This window comes from Kitasatospora sp. NPDC086801, from assembly GCF_044745805.1.
Taxonomy (GTDB): Bacteria; Actinomycetota; Actinomycetes; order Streptomycetales; family Streptomycetaceae; genus Kitasatospora.
On sequence record NZ_JBIVAX010000065.1, the window covers coordinates 16,321 to 31,033 of the forward strand.

16 protein-coding genes and 1 pseudogene are annotated in these 14,713 nt (G+C 72.5%); 1 reads left to right on the plus strand and 16 read right to left on the minus strand.

Features of this window, described 5'->3' with window-relative positions; translation table 11 throughout:
• Window positions 1–5: 5 nt before the first annotated feature.
• From hypA to ACIPLC_RS36615, 13 genes are all read right to left on the minus strand, one after another.
• Window positions 6–386, minus strand: coding sequence for a hydrogenase maturation nickel metallochaperone HypA (gene hypA / locus ACIPLC_RS36555; RefSeq protein ID WP_400477374.1), 381 nt, complete (start codon window positions 384–386; stop codon window positions 6–8).
• A 177-nt stretch (window positions 387–563) separates the two neighbouring features.
• Entirely contained in the window at window positions 564–677 is a 114-nt protein-coding gene (locus ACIPLC_RS36560) for a DUF6893 family small protein (RefSeq protein WP_400477375.1), read from the minus strand.
• Complete coding sequence (locus tag ACIPLC_RS36565) at window positions 671–1,186, minus strand: hydrogenase maturation protease (RefSeq protein ID WP_400477376.1); 516 nt, start codon at window positions 1,184–1,186, stop codon at window positions 671–673. Before ACIPLC_RS36565 ends, ACIPLC_RS36560 begins: the two co-directional genes overlap by 7 nt.
• Window positions 1,183–2,553 (minus strand): hypothetical protein, encoded by a 1,371-nt coding sequence (locus ACIPLC_RS36570; protein ID WP_400477377.1) that lies wholly within the window; start codon window positions 2,551–2,553, stop codon window positions 1,183–1,185. Before ACIPLC_RS36570 ends, ACIPLC_RS36565 begins: the two co-directional genes overlap by 4 nt.
• Window positions 2,550–3,302 carry a DUF6084 family protein gene (locus tag ACIPLC_RS36575; RefSeq protein ID WP_400477378.1) on the minus strand — a complete coding sequence of 251 codons (753 nt, stop codon included), beginning with the start codon at window positions 3,300–3,302 and terminating at the stop codon, window positions 2,550–2,552. The genes ACIPLC_RS36570 and ACIPLC_RS36575 overlap by 4 nt, the downstream gene beginning before the upstream one ends.
• The gene (locus ACIPLC_RS36580) at window positions 3,299–3,946 is read right to left on the minus strand and encodes a DUF5947 family protein (RefSeq protein ID WP_400477379.1); all 648 of its coding nucleotides are present in this window, start codon (window positions 3,944–3,946) and stop codon (window positions 3,299–3,301) included. Before ACIPLC_RS36580 ends, ACIPLC_RS36575 begins: the two co-directional genes overlap by 4 nt.
• Window positions 3,943–4,404 carry a thioredoxin gene (locus tag ACIPLC_RS36585; protein WP_400477380.1) on the minus strand — a complete coding sequence of 154 codons (462 nt, stop codon included), beginning with the start codon at window positions 4,402–4,404 and terminating at the stop codon, window positions 3,943–3,945. Before ACIPLC_RS36585 ends, ACIPLC_RS36580 begins: the two co-directional genes overlap by 4 nt.
• On the minus strand, window positions 4,401–6,185 hold the full coding sequence (locus tag ACIPLC_RS36590) for a nickel-dependent hydrogenase large subunit (RefSeq protein ID WP_400477381.1): 1,785 nt from the start codon (window positions 6,183–6,185) through the stop codon (window positions 4,401–4,403). Before ACIPLC_RS36590 ends, ACIPLC_RS36585 begins: the two co-directional genes overlap by 4 nt.
• An 89-nt stretch (window positions 6,186–6,274) precedes the next feature.
• The gene (locus ACIPLC_RS36595; protein WP_400477382.1) at window positions 6,275–7,330 is read right to left on the minus strand and encodes a hydrogenase expression protein HypE; all 1,056 of its coding nucleotides are present in this window, start codon (window positions 7,328–7,330) and stop codon (window positions 6,275–6,277) included.
• 227 nt (window positions 7,331–7,557) lie between these two features.
• On the minus strand, window positions 7,558–9,531 hold the full coding sequence (locus tag ACIPLC_RS36600; RefSeq protein ID WP_400477383.1) for a LamG-like jellyroll fold domain-containing protein: 1,974 nt from the start codon (window positions 9,529–9,531) through the stop codon (window positions 7,558–7,560).
• Between the two features lie 136 nt (window positions 9,532–9,667).
• Window positions 9,668–9,844 (minus strand): hypothetical protein, encoded by a 177-nt coding sequence (locus tag ACIPLC_RS36605; RefSeq protein ID WP_400477384.1) that lies wholly within the window; start codon window positions 9,842–9,844, stop codon window positions 9,668–9,670.
• A gap of 19 nt (window positions 9,845–9,863) precedes the next feature.
• Window positions 9,864–11,024: an SGNH/GDSL hydrolase family protein gene (locus ACIPLC_RS36610; protein ID WP_400477385.1), complete on the minus strand. Its 1,161-nt coding sequence runs from the start codon at window positions 11,022–11,024 to the stop codon at window positions 9,864–9,866.
• Window positions 11,025–11,189: 165 nt separating this feature from the next.
• Entirely contained in the window at window positions 11,190–12,197 is a 1,008-nt protein-coding gene (locus tag ACIPLC_RS36615) for an AraC family transcriptional regulator (protein WP_400477386.1), read from the minus strand.
• A gap of 148 nt (window positions 12,198–12,345) precedes the next feature.
• Between ACIPLC_RS36615 and ACIPLC_RS36620 the strand changes: the two genes are divergently transcribed.
• Window positions 12,346–12,840, plus strand: a complete 495-nt coding sequence (locus ACIPLC_RS36620) for an anthrone oxygenase family protein (protein WP_363378089.1) — start codon at window positions 12,346–12,348, stop codon at window positions 12,838–12,840.
• An 80-nt stretch (window positions 12,841–12,920) separates the two neighbouring features.
• On the opposite strand, the gene ACIPLC_RS36625 is transcribed toward ACIPLC_RS36620, so the two are convergent.
• The 3 genes and pseudogenes from ACIPLC_RS36625 to ACIPLC_RS36635 form a co-directional block, all read right to left on the minus strand.
• Window positions 12,921–13,625 (minus strand): polysaccharide deacetylase family protein, encoded by a 705-nt coding sequence (locus ACIPLC_RS36625; protein WP_400477387.1) that lies wholly within the window; start codon window positions 13,623–13,625, stop codon window positions 12,921–12,923.
• Window positions 13,626–13,822: 197 nt separating this feature from the next.
• Window positions 13,823–14,416, minus strand: coding sequence for a DUF1772 domain-containing protein (locus tag ACIPLC_RS36630; RefSeq protein ID WP_400477388.1), 594 nt, complete (start codon window positions 14,414–14,416; stop codon window positions 13,823–13,825).
• Window positions 14,417–14,596: 180 nt separating this feature from the next.
• A pseudogene (locus ACIPLC_RS36635) lies at window positions 14,597–14,713 on the minus strand (NmrA family transcriptional regulator); the annotation flags it as partial.

Here is a 14,713-nt window from a genome sequence, read left to right on the forward strand (position 1 = left end):
CGGTTTCAGCCTTCCTGATCGGTCCGGGCGCCCGACGGCGGCTCGGACCACTCGACGCCGAGGATCTGCAGCTCACGCCCGGCCAGCAGTTCGACCCTGGCACCGGCGCAGCGCGGGCAGCCCAGGTCGGGCGGCATGCCGACGCTCCACTCGACCCCGCAGGGCGTGCACTTCGCCCGTGCGGGGACAGCCTCGGTCTCCAGCACCGCGCCTTCCAACAGCGTTCCGGCGCAGGCCAGTTCGAAGCAGAAGTCGAGTGCCGACGGGACGACTCCGGCCAGTTCGCCGATCTGCAGCCGGACTCTGGCCACGGCGCTCTCTCCGTGCTCGCGGGCGGCCCGGTCCACCTGGTCGACGACGGCCGTCGCGATCGACATCTCGTGCATCTGTCTCGATTCCCGCAGCTGGAGGCGCCCGGCTCCCTGGGACGCGGGCCCGGCCTCCGGGCCCCGTGAGCAACAGGCCCCATTACAGGGTGCGGCGGTGGGAACGGCTCGAAGCCGCGCCGCCACCGCACCCGTGACTACCTGTTCGCAGCACGCCGGTGGTGGTCCCCCCGCGTTCTACATCCGCCGGATCCGCAGGTAGCGCCTCAGGTCGGGAAGGCTCTGCCAGATCAGCGCCGCGACTGCGGCCACGACGGCCGCGGCGACCGCGACGGCGAGGTTCTTCAGCATGGTGCCGCCTCTCTGTGGGTGTGTGCGTCCGTGGTGAGGACGCGCAGGATCACGGCGACCGCCTCGTCGACGGCGGCGGCCACCGGGGTGCTCAGTCCGATTCCCTCCTCCAGCGAGGCGGGTTCGCAGCCCACCACCAGGACCCGCCCGGGCGCGGTGCCGCCCGTCCCGGCGGCCAGTGTGCCGAGCAGGGCGAGCACGGCGTCCGGGCCCATCCGGTGGCCGTCCAGGACCATTGATTCCACCGGTCCGGCGTCCGCTTCGACCAGGTACACCGCCCCCGGCTCACCGCCGCGCGCGGTGGCGTCGACGAGCACCAGTGTCCGGTAGCCGTCGAGGAGTTGGTAGGCCAGGTGCACGCCGCGTACGCCGACGTCGAGGATCTCGACGCCGGCGGGCAGCTCCCGGGTGGCGAGGCGCCGGACGGTCTCGACCCCGAAGCCGTCGTCGCCGAGGAAGATGTTGCCGACCCCGGCGACCAGGACCCGTCCGGTCCGGTCGGCGTTCACGGCCCCTCCACCGGGGTGACCTCGTCGGGCTGGAAGTACCGGAACCGGCCCTGCGCCCGCCACAGGTCGGCGCCCGGGTCGTCGTCCACCGTGACGGCCAGGTGCACCGAGCCGTCGACGTCGTGCAGCACCGCCTCCACCAGCGCGGTGCGCCCGTGCAGGAACAGGTCCTGGGCATCGGTGCGGCGCCGCCCGGGCCGGAGCCGCACGCGGCTGCCGGCGGCGACCGGGCGGCCGTCGATCACCACCTGGTCCCGTCCGGGGTCGGTCTGCGGGTCGTTGCCCGGATCCCACCAGGGCCGGTCCGCCCCGGCTTCGGGGTGGGTGAGTTCGCGCAGCCCCCGGACGGCGCCGTGCAGCCGTTCCAGGATCTCGGGGGGCATCGAGTCGGCGAGGTCGATCACCGCGCCGGCCCGTTCGTCCGTACCCCGGGCCTCACGCTTCTCCCGCTCGGTCAGGGCCGCGGTGCGCAGCGCGAGGATCTCGTCGATCTCGGTGGCGTCGTAGAGCGCGCCGGGGCTCTCGGGGGCGATGTGCGGGTGGTCCTCCAGGATGATCGGCGAGGAGAGCAGCACCTTGCCGCTGCCGGGCGGGCCCGCCAGCACGGGCCAGGTGTGCTCGTTGCGGCAGGCGCGCACCGCCTCGCCCGCCCACTCGGGCGGGTCGGTCGCCGAGAGGAAGGAGCCGCGGTCGAGGCCGAGCAGCAGGTGGGTCGAGACGAGGGCGTGCGCCAGTGCGGCCTCGCGGCGGGTGCCGGGCGTCGGATCCCAGTCGGAGGTGTTCTCCACCAGGACGGTCAGCCGCTGCGCCCGGTAGGGGCCGGGCACGTCCTGGGCGGTGATCCGCAGCCGGCCCTGGACCCGTTCCCGGCGACGCAGGAGCCGCCCGGCCAGCGCGCCGTGCTCGACGAGCGGCTCCTCGTCCTCGGACGCGTCGAGCGCGAATCCGCGGACGGCTTCACCGGCTGACAACTCCTCCACCGGGATGAGGAGTTCGATCCGTTCCTCGGCGCCCTCGTCCCAGGGGACGAGCACCCGGTCGGCCAGCTCCAGCTCCTCGACGGTCCGGAATCCGCCCTGCCGGCCGGCCTCTTGGACCGTCCGCCGCTGGAGCCGCAGGAACCGCAGCTCGACGGCCAGCCGGTCGCCCTGACGTGCTTCCATCACGCACTCGGTGCGCTGGTGGGAGTGTTCGCCGCTGTCGGCGCCGTAGCGCGGCGGGGTGAGGACGCCGAACTGCCAGCGCAGCCGGTTCTTGGCCGCTGACGCCCGGTAGGGGTAGAGCACGTAGCCCTCGAACAGGACGGCGTCGGCGATCTGCCGGGCGTGGGCGAACCTGTTCTCGGTCTCGTGGGCGGGCGCGGTCACCGCTCCCCCTTCGCGGTCTGGGCCGCCTTCGCGGCTTGGAACGGCGTCACGGCCTGGAATGGCTTCGCGCCCTGGGATGGCTCCGCGGCCTGAGACGGCTCCGCGGCCTGGGCCGTCTTCACGGTCCGGGCCGTGCCGAGCAGCTCGCGCACGGTCGCCTCCCAGGACGGCAGCGCGCGCCGGGAGCGGTAGGCGAGCAGTTCGGCCATCAGGTCGGCGGGCAGCCGGAGCCAGCCGCAGCCCGGGAAGTGCGCGTCGATCGCCTCCCGCCAGACCTTGACCGGCATCCGCACCGCGGCTTCCTGGTCCCAGGCCACCGGGGTGACCTGGAAGCCGCCGGGGCCGGCGAAGGCCGTCCCCGAGAAGAGCAGCAGCAGCGGCACGTCCCCGCCGTCCAGTGCCGCGAGGTAACGGGCGGCGGAGACGTCCATGTCGTAGGTGCAGGGCACCACCAGGTCGGCTTCGGTTTCGCCGGTGAACCCGCCGACCAGCAGCGGGACTTGGGCGAACTGGACCGGGTGGAGGGTGCCGGCCCAGCGTGAGCGCTCGCCGAACAGGTCGGCCAGTCGCCCGCCCTCGGCGTCGTCGTAGCGGCGCCGGGCCGGTTCGATCCGCAGCTGGCAGCGCAGTGCCAGCGCGTGCACCCTCACCTCGGCAGGGGCGGTGATGCGCAGCCGGAACACCAGGGTGGGCCCGGCGGCGTAGGGATCGGCCCGGACTCCGGTGCAGGCGAAGGAGATCGAGGTCACGGGGCGCCGCCTTCGGGGAGGACACGGGCCCGGGCGGCCAGGCGGTCGAAGAACGCGGCCTGTTCGGCGCGCGCCTCGGCCCCGCCGTCGAAGCCCTTCCAGCAGCGCCGCAGCCGGCCGACGAGTTCGTAGCAGACGTCGACCGGCACCAGGTAGCACTGGATGCCATCGGTGTCGCGCCGCAGCAGTAGCGCCTCGACGTCCGGCCGCAGCGCGGCGTGGAGGCGGCTGCCGCCGAGCGCGGCCTGCCAGGCGGCCTCGTCGGGTTCGGCCTCGGTCGCGCCACCCGGGCCGGGGTAGAGCAGGACGGACCGCTGCAGACGTGTGGTGCGCAGCAGGAACGCGGTGGCGACCGGGATGCCGAGGGCGGCCCAGGCGTCCTCGCCGAGGGGGTGGGCCGGGTCGGTCAGGTAGCGGTCGGGGACGGCATGGTAACGGCCGTCGGCCGCGCCGGGCTGCTGGAACAGCAGGGCGCAGGCGGTGCAGGCGCAGGTGAGCGCCTGCTGGTCGGTGTCCGCCAGGTGGCGGTGCTCGGCGGGCAGGCGCTGGCCGCAGAACTCGCAGCGTTGCGGCTGCGGGGGTGCGGGCTCCCGCAGCCGGCGCAGCAGCGCGGTGCCGGGCCGGTCGAGCTGACGGACCGTCATCGCAGCTCCGCCGGGGGTCGCGAGCCGATCTGCAGCAGTTGGGCGGGGCGTTCGAGCTCGACCGCCGTGACCTCGGGGGCGTGGCAGGCCAGGGCGTTCTCGATGTCCTGTTCACCGCACCCGCAGCCGCTGCGGGTGCGGCGCAGCCGGGCGGTGCCGGTGGCGGGGTCGAAGCCGGCCAGGTCGACCGGTTCGGGCAGGGTGGCGAGCGCGCGGGTGATGCGGGCGGTGACGTCCTCGGGGTGCAGGTCGTGCAGGACGAGCAGCCCGGCCAGCGACGGCTCGTCCAGCAGCCGGGCCAGCGCGGCCGGCGGCAGGGCCCGGACGAGGCTCGCCAGGGCGTCGCCGTAGAGGGCCATCAGTTCGCGGACGAGGTGTTCGCCGGCCTCCTGCGCGTCGGCTCCGGCCAGCCGGTCCAGGGCGTCCTGGATGCGGGCCCCCGCCTGTTCCGGGGTCATGCGGTGAGTCCGCTCAGCCCGGTGGGCACGTGCATGGTCTGCACCGTCTTCCCGTCGCCCAGGTACATGTGGACGCCGCAGGGCAGGCAGGGGTCGAAGCTGCGCACGGCGCGCATGATGTCGATGCCCTTGAAGGTCTCCGGGGGGTTCTCCTCGAAGATCGGGGTGTTCTGGACGGCGTCCTCGTAGGGGCCGGGGGTGCCGAAGCTGTCGCGGACGCTGGCGTTCCACGGGGTCGGCGGGTACGGGTGGTAGTTGGCGATCTTGCCGTCCCGGATCACCATGTGGTGGGACAGCACGCCGCGCACGGCCTCGGTGAAGCCGCAGCCGATCGACTCGTCCGGCACCTCGAACCGCTCCCAGGTCTGGCTGCGCCCGGCCCGGACCTCGTCGAGCGCCTTCTCGGCGAAGTGCAGGGCCGCGGCGGCCGCGTAGGCCTGGAAGTAGGTGCGGGCGCGGTTGCGTTCGATGGCGTTGCTCCACTGCGGGATCTTCCACTCGAAGGTGGTCTCCGGCTTGGTCATGGAGCGCGGCAGGTTGATCTGCACGCTGTGTCCGGTGGCCTTGATGTAGCCGATGTCGACCAGTCCGGACAGCGCGGTGGACCACAGGCGGGCGATCGGACCGCCGCCGGTGTCGAGGGCGAGGTAGTCCTTGCCGTCGAACCAGCGGGGGGACATCACCCAGCTGTACTTGTCGTCGAAGTCGCGCTTCTGCGGGGCGGGGATGGTGTGCTGGTTCCAGGGGTGGCGGGGGTCGACGGGGTTGCCCAGCGGGTCGTGGGTGACGAAGAGCTCCTTGCCCTGCCAGTCCTCGTAGTAGGAGCTGCCGAGCAGGATGCGGATGCCGAGGTTGATCTCGGTGAGGTCGTTGGTGACGAGCTTGCCGTCCACGACGATGCCCGGGGTGACGAACATCCGCCGGCCCCAGTCCGTCATGTTGCGGTAGGTGAAGTCGCAGTGGTCCGGGTCGTTGAGGCTGCCCCAGCAGCCGAGCATGACGCGGCGCCGGCCGACCTCCTCGTAGCCGGGCAGGGCCTCGTAGAAGAAGTCGAAGAGGTCGTCGTGCAACGGCACGACCTTCTTCATGAACTCCACGTAGCGCATCAGCCGGGTCAGGTAGTCGGTGAACAGCTGGACGGTGGCCACGGTGCCGACGCCGCCGGGGTAGAGGGTGGAGGGGTGCACGTGGCGGCCCTCCATCAGGCAGAACATCTCCCGGGTGTAGCGGCTGACTTGGAGCGCCTCGCGGTAGAACTCGCCCTCGATGGGGTTCAGTGAGCGCATGATGTCGGCGATGGTCCGGTACCCGTGGTCGCCGGCGTGCGGGGCCTCGGTGCGTTCGGCCAGTTCCAGGACGCCGGGGTTGGTCTCGCGGACCATCTTCTCGCAGTAGTCGACCCCGACCAGGTTCTCCTGGAAGATGTTGTGGTCGAACATGTACTCGGCGGCCTCGCCGAGGTTGATGATCCACTCGCCGAGGTGCGGGGGCTTGACCCCGTAGGCCATGTTCTGCGCGTAGACCGAACAGGTGGCGTGGTTGTCGCCGCAGATGCCGCAGATCCGGCTGGTGATGAAATGCGCGTCGCGCGGGTCCTTGCCGCGCATGAAGACGCTGTAGCCGCGGAAGACCGAGGAGGTGCTGTAGCACTCCGCGACCTTCTTCTGCTTGAAGTCGATCTTCGTGTGGATGCCCAGGCTGCCCACGATCCGGGTGATCGGGTCCCAGGACATCTCCACCAGACCGCTGCCGTCGCCGGCCGTCCTGGTCGTCGGTGCCATCGTCTGTCATGCCCTTCTGTCGGCGGGAGGAGGCTCTGCAACAGCCCGCCCGCCCCGTGCGGGGCGGGCGGGCCGAAGGGGGAGGGCGGTCACCACGGCGGGCGGTAACCGGTGGTCAGACGGCGCCCGGTGTGACGCCACTTGGGCTCCTTGTCGACGGTCCGGCCGGTGATCGTGCGCAGGCGGCGGATCACCGCCCCGTACGCCGAGCTGGCACCCGTCGAGACCCGGGAGCCGGGCGGCGGGTCCATGAACGGCATGAACTTGTCGGGGAAGCCCGGCATGGTGCAGGCGATGCAGATGCCGCCGACGTTGGGGCAGCCGCCGATGCCGTTGATCCAGCCGCGTTTGGCGACGTTGCACTTGACGACCGGGCCCCAGCAGCCGAGGCGCACCAGGCACTCGGGCGTGCCGTAGTCGGTGGCGAACTGGCCCTGTTCGTAGTACCCGCCGCGGTCGCAGCCCTCGTGCACGGTCGCGCCGAACAGCCAGGCCGGACGCAGCTTGTCGTCCAACGGGATCATCGGCGCGGAACCGGCCAGCTGGTACAGCAGGTAGGTCAGCGTCTCGGCGAAGTTGTCGGGCTGGATCGGGCAGCCGGGCACGCAGACGATCGGCAGGCCCGCCTTGGACTTCCAGTCCCAGCCCAGGTAGTCGGGCACGCCCATGGCACCGGTCGGATTGCCGGCCATCGCGTGGATGCCGCCGTAGGTGGCGCAGGTGCCGATGGCGACCACGGCGGTGGCCTTGGGGGCGAGGCGGTCCAGCCACTCACTGGTGGTGATCGGCTGGCCGGTGTCCGGGTCGTCGCCGAAGCCGCACCAGTAGCCCTCCTCCTTGATCGTCTCGTTCGGGATGGAACCCTCGACGACCAGGACGAAGGGGTCGAGCTCGCCGCGGTCCGCCTTGAAGAACCACTCCACGAAGTTGTCGGCGCCCTGGACCGGACCGCACTCGAAGTCGATCAGCGGCCAGTGGACGGCGACCTTGGGCAGGCCGGGGAGTGCGCCGGTGACGATCTCCTCGATGCTGGGCTGCATCGCCGCGGTCAGGGAGACCGAGTCCCCGTCGCAGCTCAGACCAGCGTTGATCCAGAGAATGTGCACCACGGCGGCGTCGGCTGAAGTCGTTGCAACCGCACCCATGAGGATGCCTCCTCAAAAACGGGAGCCGGACAGATAGGCTCAAAAAATTCATAGCAGCAGTTCAGCTCGGCCGCCGGTCCAAAGAGCCGGGCAGGTCGCTCGAAGGGACGCAAGTCGGCGCAGCCGTCCGGATGACCGTCGGACGGACTCGGCGAACCACCGGGAAACGCCGCGCCACCGCGCCCTGGCGGGCACGGTGGCGCGGGGACGTCGGTGGCGCGGGGGTGTCAGGAGATCATGAAGTCCCGGACGGGCAGCGGGCGGTTGACCACGCGGACGTCGCCGATCCAGCCGTGGAAGACCTGGCTGAGCGCGCCGCCGTACTCGTAGCCGCCGAGCAGCCAGGGATGGCCGAGGGTGCTGAGGCCCTCGGACGGCGTCGAGGGGTTGCGGACGACCTCGCAGCCGTTCACGTACATCCGGGTGAGCCGCTTGTTGTTGACGACCGCGACGTGCCACCAGGCGCCGAGCGGAAGTTCGTGGCCCCAGTTGGTGACCGGGCCGGTGAGGTTGGTCGGGTAGACGCACCACTGCAGTTCCCGCCCGCCGGACAGGCTGAGCGTGGCGAGCGGCTCCTGCGGGTCGGTGTCGGAGCCGTTCTTCCCGGCCTCCCCGCTCATGCCCCAGCGGCTGAGCAGGGCCGTCCAGGCGTTGCGGTCGGCGTCCCAGTCGGTCGGCAGCTTGAAGAACGCCTCGAAGGTGTAGCCCTGCTGGAAAGTGTCGGCGTTCATCGGGGCCTTGGCGACGGTCTCCAGGTACGCACCCTGGACCGGCTTGCCCCGGCCCGCGAAGTAGAGGCTGCCGTGGCCGGGCTGGTCGGGGTGGGACTCGGTGGACCAGGTGAGCGTCCCGGCCGGGCTGCCCGGGGCGGTCTTCTTGACGAGGTCGTTGCCGTGACCGCTCAGGTCCTTCACGACCTGTGCGTCGGCGACGGCGCTGCCGTCCGGCTGTCCGGCGTCGAAACGCCAGTAGGCGACCGTCCCCGGGATCGTCAGCCGACGCGCGGGGCGGCCCGGGCGGGCCGGGACCGGGGCGAAGCCGGCGAACCGCTGCGCGAAGTCCACCTGCACCGAGAAGCTGTCCACCGGACCGGTCAGCTCGATCTCCTGGCTGGCGAGGCGGTTGACCTTCTCGGCCGCCAGCCGCTGGATCCAGGGCGAGTACGTCCGCACGTCGATGGTGTTGCGGTCCAGGTCGAAGCGGTAGGCGCGGATCATCGCCGCGCCGCCGTAGTACCGGTTCTGGTAGTTGGTGATGTGGACGTGGACGTCGTGGCCGGCCTTGTTGGTCAGCGTGGTGCTGCCGGGCGGCCAGTAGTGGCCGTTCAGGGTGAGGAAGATCTGGTCGTTGCCGCTGATCAGCCTGTCCCAGAGGGCGTGCCCGTGGTCGGACAGCTGGGCGGCGCCGCCGTCGTCGGCGTAGGCGAGGTCGTGGGTGGTGAGGATGACCGGCACGGTCGGGTGCTGGGCGATCACCGAGTTCGCCCAGGCGAAGCCGCGGTCGGACAGCCGCCAGTCCAGCGAGAGCACCATCCAGTCCCGGCCGGCTCCCCGGAACAGGTGGTAGGTGTTGTAGCCGTCCGGGCTCGCGCCCTTGAAGGTGGCCGAGCGGGCGAACCGGGCCGGATTGAAGGTGTCCAGGTACGCCGTCCGGCCCCGCTGGTCGTCGCTGCCCGAGCCGACGTCGTGGTTGCCGGCCAGGACGCTGTAGGCCGCGCCGTGGCGGTCGAGGAGGGTGAACGCCTTGCCCGCGGCGGCGAACTCCTCGGCCTTGCCGTTCTGGGTGACGTCGCCCAGGTGCGCGAGGAAGACGAAGTTCTCGTCGCTGCCGTCCAGCACGTGGCGCAGCGAGGCCTCCAGCGGCGCGGGGTGGATCCGGTCGCCGTCGAAGAGGTACTGGGTGTCGGGCATCACCGCCAGGGAGAAGCGGGGGCCGTCCGGGTCCGGATCCCAGGCGCCCCGGCCGTCGTCCGCGGCGGCGGGCGCGCCGAAGGCGTCGGCCGTCGCGTCGGCGGGCTCGTCCGCCGCCGCCGTCGCCGTGGAGCCCGCCCCGAGGACCGCCAGCCCGGCGCCGACCAGCCCCGTCGCGCGCAGGAAGGCGCGGCGTCCGGCCGCCGCCGGCGCGTCGGAGTCGAACCCGACGGTCCGCGGGCAGCTCGACCCGTCGTCGTCGCAGGGAAGGTCGTTCTGATGGTGGTTCATCGGGGCAGCTCCTCGGGCCGTGCTCGGAGATCGCGACGTTAGGGGGACGACGCGGACCGCTGACCGGACGGCCGGCCTCCGCACGGTGAACGCCCGGGGAACGTCACCCGCTGCTCTCTGCCCCGGTCTCCTGCGGTCAGTGGCCGCCCTTGGGTTCGGTGGAGCCGCCGTCCAGGTACCTGCCGTGCGGGTGGATGTCGGGTGGTGAGGTCAGCAGGCCGCTGACGCGGCCGCCGCCATGGCTGTCGCTGTGCCGGCGCTCGCGCGCTTCATCGGCCGTCTCCCCCTTGGCCGTTGACTCATTGTCGCGCACGGTGGCGGCGGCGGGCGGGTCAGTCCGCGAACGGGCCGGTGTCGCCGAAGGCGAGGTGGGTGAAGTGCTCGGCGATGCGGTGGTGACCGGACTGGTCCGGGTGCAGGTCGTCGGGGAGCGGGTGGTCGTCGTGGTCGGTCCGGCCGTAGAGCGAACGGCCGTCCAGGTAGTGCAGGTCGAGGTCGCCGTCGGCGATGCGGGCGGCGACGATGCGGGCGAGTTCGGCCCGGATGACGGTGAGGGTGAGGCGGCCCGCCGCGGTCTCGGCCGGGTCGCCGGTGGCCCGGAAGCGCAGTGCCCCGGTGCTGAAGTCGGCGGCGAGGGGCCCCGGGGTGTCCTCCTGGATCGGGCAGAGGATCGAGGAGACGACGAGCAGCGGCGTGGTCGGGTGGCCTTCGCGGACGGTGTCGAGGAAGCCGTGCACCGCCGGGCCGAAGGCGCGCAGGCGCATCACGTCGGCGTTGACGAGGTTGATGCCGATCTTCAGGCTGATCAGGTCGGCGGGGGTGTCGCGGATGGCGCGGGCGGTGAACGGGTCGAGCAGGGCGCTGCCGCCGAAGCCGAGGTTGACCAGGTCGACGCCGGCCGCGGCCGCCGTCAGGGCGGGCCAGGTGCCGGTGGGGTGGGTGGCGTTGGAGCCGTGGCTGATCGAGCTGCCGTGGTGCAGCCAGCGACGGCGGGTGCCGTCCGGGGCCGGGGTGACGGGGGCGTCGGCGTCGAGGGCGAGGAGTTCGGTGGTCTCGGTGTGCGGGAGCCAGATCTCGACGGTCTTGTCCCGTGCGGGCAGACCGGTGAACCGGGCGGTGCCGGGCGGGCCCTGGGTCAGCTCGACGCTGCCGGTGGCCAGGTCGATGGTGCGCAGGTTGCCGCCGGACACCGTGGTCTGCGCCGTCAGCTGCCCGTCGACGAGGAGGTCGTACACCCCGTCGGGCGGGGTGGGCACGCCCACGTAGGCCCGCTTGGTCGGGACGGTGCGCAGGTCGATCGCGGTGGCGCGGGTGCGGAAGACCAGCCGGACGCCACTGGGCTGGGACTCGGCCATCGTGAGCTGTTCGTCGGGGATCTGCCGGCGGGCCCGGGCCGGCAGGCGGTGCGGCAGCAGGCCGCGCTCGGTGTGCTCGACGTCGAGGTGGCCGTGCAGCAGGCCCTCGGTGACGGGTGTGGTGAAAGAGGTGTTCATCGCTGTTCCATCGCGTTCTGTGCGGGCCCTGCCCGTGCCATGTGCTTTCTGCCATCCGGCTATAGCAAGTATGGGATTGCCTAATTGATTTAGGCAAATGGGATGACAGCCTTGGATTCCCGGTCCTGGATCCCCAGGTCTTGGCTGTCTGCGGCGGCCACGGCGTCAGCCCGCCAGGATGACCGTCTCCGCCGGGCCGGAGAAGCCGGCCTGCTGGGCCGGGGCGCCGGTCGCGGCCAGGCGGCGGTGCTCCTGCGGGCTGACGCCGCGGACGCGTTTGAAGGCCGCAGAGAGGGCGAAGGCGTTGCTGTAGCCGACCTTGCGGGCCGCGAAGGCGACGGTGCACTCGGGTTCGCGCAGCAGGTCGGCGGCGACGGCCAGCCGCCAGCCCGCCAGGTAGGCCATCGGCGGTTCGCCGACCAGGGCGGTGAAGCGGCGGGCCAGGCCGGCCCGCGACACCCCGACGCGCTGGGCGAGGTCGGCGACCGTCCAGGCGGTGGCCGGGTCGTCGTGCATCAGCCGCAGCGCCGGCCCGACGACGGCGTCGTGCTGGGCGCGGTACCAGGCGGGGGCGCCGGAGTCGGGGGCGGCGAGCCAGGAGCGCAGGACGGAGACGACCAGCAGGTCCAGGATGCGGTCCAGGACCAGCTCCTGGCCGGGCTCGTTGCGCCCTATCTCGGCGGCCAGCAGGTGCACCAGGGTGTCGTCGGCGCCGGTGCCGGCCGGGCGGACCAGCAGGGCGGGCAGGCAGGCGAGCAGGCGCTGGCCGATCTCGTGCTCGGCCTGGTAGGTGCCGGACAGGACCACCGAGGACGCCTGGTCCCCCTCCCGGCCCTGCCCCCAGGTCCGGACGCCGAGCGACATCACCTCGGAGACGTCCACCCCGCCGCGCGTGCAGACCTGCCCGGGGCCGACGATCACGTCCACCGGGGTGTCGGGGTCGTCCGCCACCGTGTACGGCTCCGGACCGCGGACGATCGCCACGTCACCGGGGTGCAGCAGCAGCGGCGTGCCGCGCTCGGGCAGGATCCAGGCCTCGCCGCGGACCATCGTCACCACCGACAGCGGGGCCCGGTCCTCGATCCGCAGCGACCACGGCGGGGTGAGGATCGAGCGCAGCAGGAACGCACCGCGGGCCTTGGGGCCGTCGAGGAGTCCCGTCAGAGTGTCCATGGCCCCAAGTGTAGACGGCGGGACATCATTTGACGGTTCGTCATTTGAGAGGGTCTTGAGTGATCGAGGTGGCCCGAGCGGCCCGGATGCCGGATGATCGGCGGACGGGGGACGAACCGATACGCAGAGACAGTGAGGGGCTACGAAGATGGAACTGGCACGCACACTCGCACTGGTGGCGGCCACCGTCACCTGTGGACTGACCGCCGGGCTGTTCTACGCCTTCGCGTGCTCGGTCATGCCCGCGCTCGCGCGGGTCGAGGACCGCACGTTCATCGAGGTCATGCAGCGCATCAACGTGGCCATCCTGAACGGCTGGTTCGTCCTCGGCTTCGTCGGCGCCCTCCTCACCACCGGTGCCGCCGTCGCCCTCCACCTGCCCTCGGACGGCCACCACGCGCTACCCGCCACCGTGGCCGCCCTCGTGCTCTACATCGCCGCGATCGGCGTCACCCGCTCCGTCAACATCCCGCTCAACGACGAGCTCGCCGCCGGCGGCGAACCCAGGCGCATCACCGACCCCGCCGCCGTCCGGGGCCGCTTCGAAGCCCGCTGGGTCCGCTTCAACGTGCTGCGCGCCCTGCTCTGCACCGCCGCCGTCGCCTGCCTCGCCTGGGCGCTCATCCTGCACGGCCGGGCCTGACGCCGCCGCGCCCGACCGATCCCCCGGAATGGCTTCGAACTCCCGTATGCGTCGCGGGAGTTCGAAGGCGCATCTCGGGACTAGCCGCAGAGGGTGCCGAAGGTGTACCCGCGCGCCTTGAGGGTGGCGAGGATCGCGGGGAGGGCAGCGGCGGTCTGGCTGCGGTCTCCGCCGCCGTCGTGCAGCAGGATCACCGAGCCCGGGCGGACGGCCTTCAGCACCCGTGACTGGATGGCCGCCGTCCCCGGCCGGGACCAGTCGGTCGGGTCCACCGACCACAGCACGACCTGCTTGCCGAGCGCCGCCGCGCGCGAGCGCACCGCGCCGTCGACGGCGCCGTAGGGCGGGCGCAGGCAGCTCGGGGTGCGGCCGGTCCGGGCGCGGATCGCCTTGTCCGTGTTCGTCACCTGGGCGTTGACGGCGGAGGCGGAGAGCCGGCGCAGGTCCGGGTGCGACCACGAGTGGTTCTGCACGCTGTGGCCCGCCCGCGCGACCTGCCCGGTGAGCGCCGGATGGGCGGCGACGTTCTGCCCGATCTCGAAGAAGGTCGCGCGCACCCCGTAGCGGGCGAGGATCCCGAGGATCCTCGGCGTGTACGTGGGGCTGGGGCCGTCGTCGAAGGTGAGGTAGACGACCTTCCCGCCCTTGTCGACCTTCCCGCCCGCCGCCTCGGCGGGTGCGGCCGGCACCGCGACCGCCGCTCCCGCCACCAGGGCGACGGCGAGTGCACCGATCGCGGTCCGGATCCGCCCAACCGTCCTGCGCCTGCCGGGATGTACGGCCATGCCCGCCCCCTGCCCCTGCTGTCGGAACCGCCTTGTACCGCCCAGTCTGCGCCGAAGGACGCCGCCGCCGCGACCGGCCGGGGGTGAATTCGGCCAGCCGCTCGGCGGGTTGACCGGCGGTGGGCCCGGGCCGGGCACGGCGACCGCCCCCGGTGGGATCCACCGGGGGCGGCAACCCCGTTGCGGGGCCGGGCCGTTCAGCGCGAGGCGCGGCCGTGCAGGACCAGCGCCCGGGTCAGGGCCGCCAGGCCGCCCGTGCAGAGCAGCGTGCGGAGCATGTTGGTGGCCACCCAGGTGCCCTCGAACTTGGCGCGCACGCCCGCGAAGTCCGTGATCTGGGACGGGTCGCCGGCCTGCGCCAGCTGGTTGTTGAGCGGGATGTTGACGCCCATGGTGACCATCAGCGCCACCACGTAGAGCACCGTCGCCCCGGCCGCCCACAGCGCCGCCTGCCGTCGCCCGGCCTTGTGCTGCAGCCAGGCCGCCACGCCCGTCGCCACGAAGGCGCCGACGAACACCAGGCCGAACATGCCGTTCTCGATCGACTTGTTGATGTGCTGCATCGCCGTCACGTACGTCCGGTCGTCCCCGGCCGCGAGGCCGGGCATCACGGACACGTCGAAGGCGAAGAACAGGCCCGCCATCAGGCCCATCGCGATGGTGGCGCCCGCCAGGACGGGCCCGGCGGCCTTGCTCCGTGCGGCGGGGTTCGCCGAGGCGCCCGGCGCGAGGCCGCCGAAGGAGGATGGAGCGGAGTAGGAAGCTGGAGTCGCGGTCTGGTTCGAGCGCATCGGTAATCCTTCGATTTCTCCCCGGCCCCCGCCCAACGCGGGGGCCACCACGGTGCCGGGCACCGGCTTCCGTACCGCTCCCGGGTTCGGCCCGGATGGACGGTCAGGAAACCGGCGAGGCCCGGCACCGACGATCAACGGAACTGACTGGCCTGCGAGTCGTGCGGCGCGGCGGGCGGCTCACACGTCCCAGACCCCGGACGCGGCGGCCTCGCGGGCGAAGTCGGCGAAGTCCCGCGGCTCACGCCCCAACGCCCGCCGCACCCCGCCCCCCAACGAAGCATTACGACCGTCCAG

Bases quoted from the DNA above. Each gene is read 5' to 3' on its own strand.
- hypA (WP_400477374.1), bottom strand. From the start codon at position 386: ATGCACGAGATGTCGATCGCGACGGCCGTCGTCGACCAGGTGGACCGG.
- ACIPLC_RS36560 (WP_400477375.1), bottom strand. From the start codon at position 677: ATGCTGAAGAACCTCGCCGTCGCGGTCGCCGCGGCCGTCGTGGCCGCA.
- ACIPLC_RS36580 (WP_400477379.1), bottom strand. From the start codon at position 3,946: ATGACGGTCCGTCAGCTCGACCGGCCCGGCACCGCGCTGCTGCGCCGG.
- ACIPLC_RS36585 (WP_400477380.1), bottom strand. From the start codon at position 4,404: ATGACCCCGGAACAGGCGGGGGCCCGCATCCAGGACGCCCTGGACCGG.
- ACIPLC_RS36590 (WP_400477381.1), bottom strand. From the start codon at position 6,185: ATGGCACCGACGACCAGGACGGCCGGCGACGGCAGCGGTCTGGTGGAG.
- ACIPLC_RS36595 (WP_400477382.1), bottom strand. From the start codon at position 7,330: ATGGGTGCGGTTGCAACGACTTCAGCCGACGCCGCCGTGGTGCACATT.
- ACIPLC_RS36600 (WP_400477383.1), bottom strand. From the start codon at position 9,531: ATGAACCACCATCAGAACGACCTTCCCTGCGACGACGACGGGTCGAGC.
- ACIPLC_RS36610 (WP_400477385.1), bottom strand. From the start codon at position 11,024: ATGAACACCTCTTTCACCACACCCGTCACCGAGGGCCTGCTGCACGGC.
- ACIPLC_RS36615 (WP_400477386.1), bottom strand. From the start codon at position 12,197: ATGGACACTCTGACGGGACTCCTCGACGGCCCCAAGGCCCGCGGTGCG.
- ACIPLC_RS36620 (WP_363378089.1), top strand. From the start codon at position 12,346: ATGGAACTGGCACGCACACTCGCACTGGTGGCGGCCACCGTCACCTGT.
- ACIPLC_RS36625 (WP_400477387.1), bottom strand. From the start codon at position 13,625: ATGGCCGTACATCCCGGCAGGCGCAGGACGGTTGGGCGGATCCGGACC.
- ACIPLC_RS36630 (WP_400477388.1), bottom strand. From the start codon at position 14,416: ATGCGCTCGAACCAGACCGCGACTCCAGCTTCCTACTCCGCTCCATCC.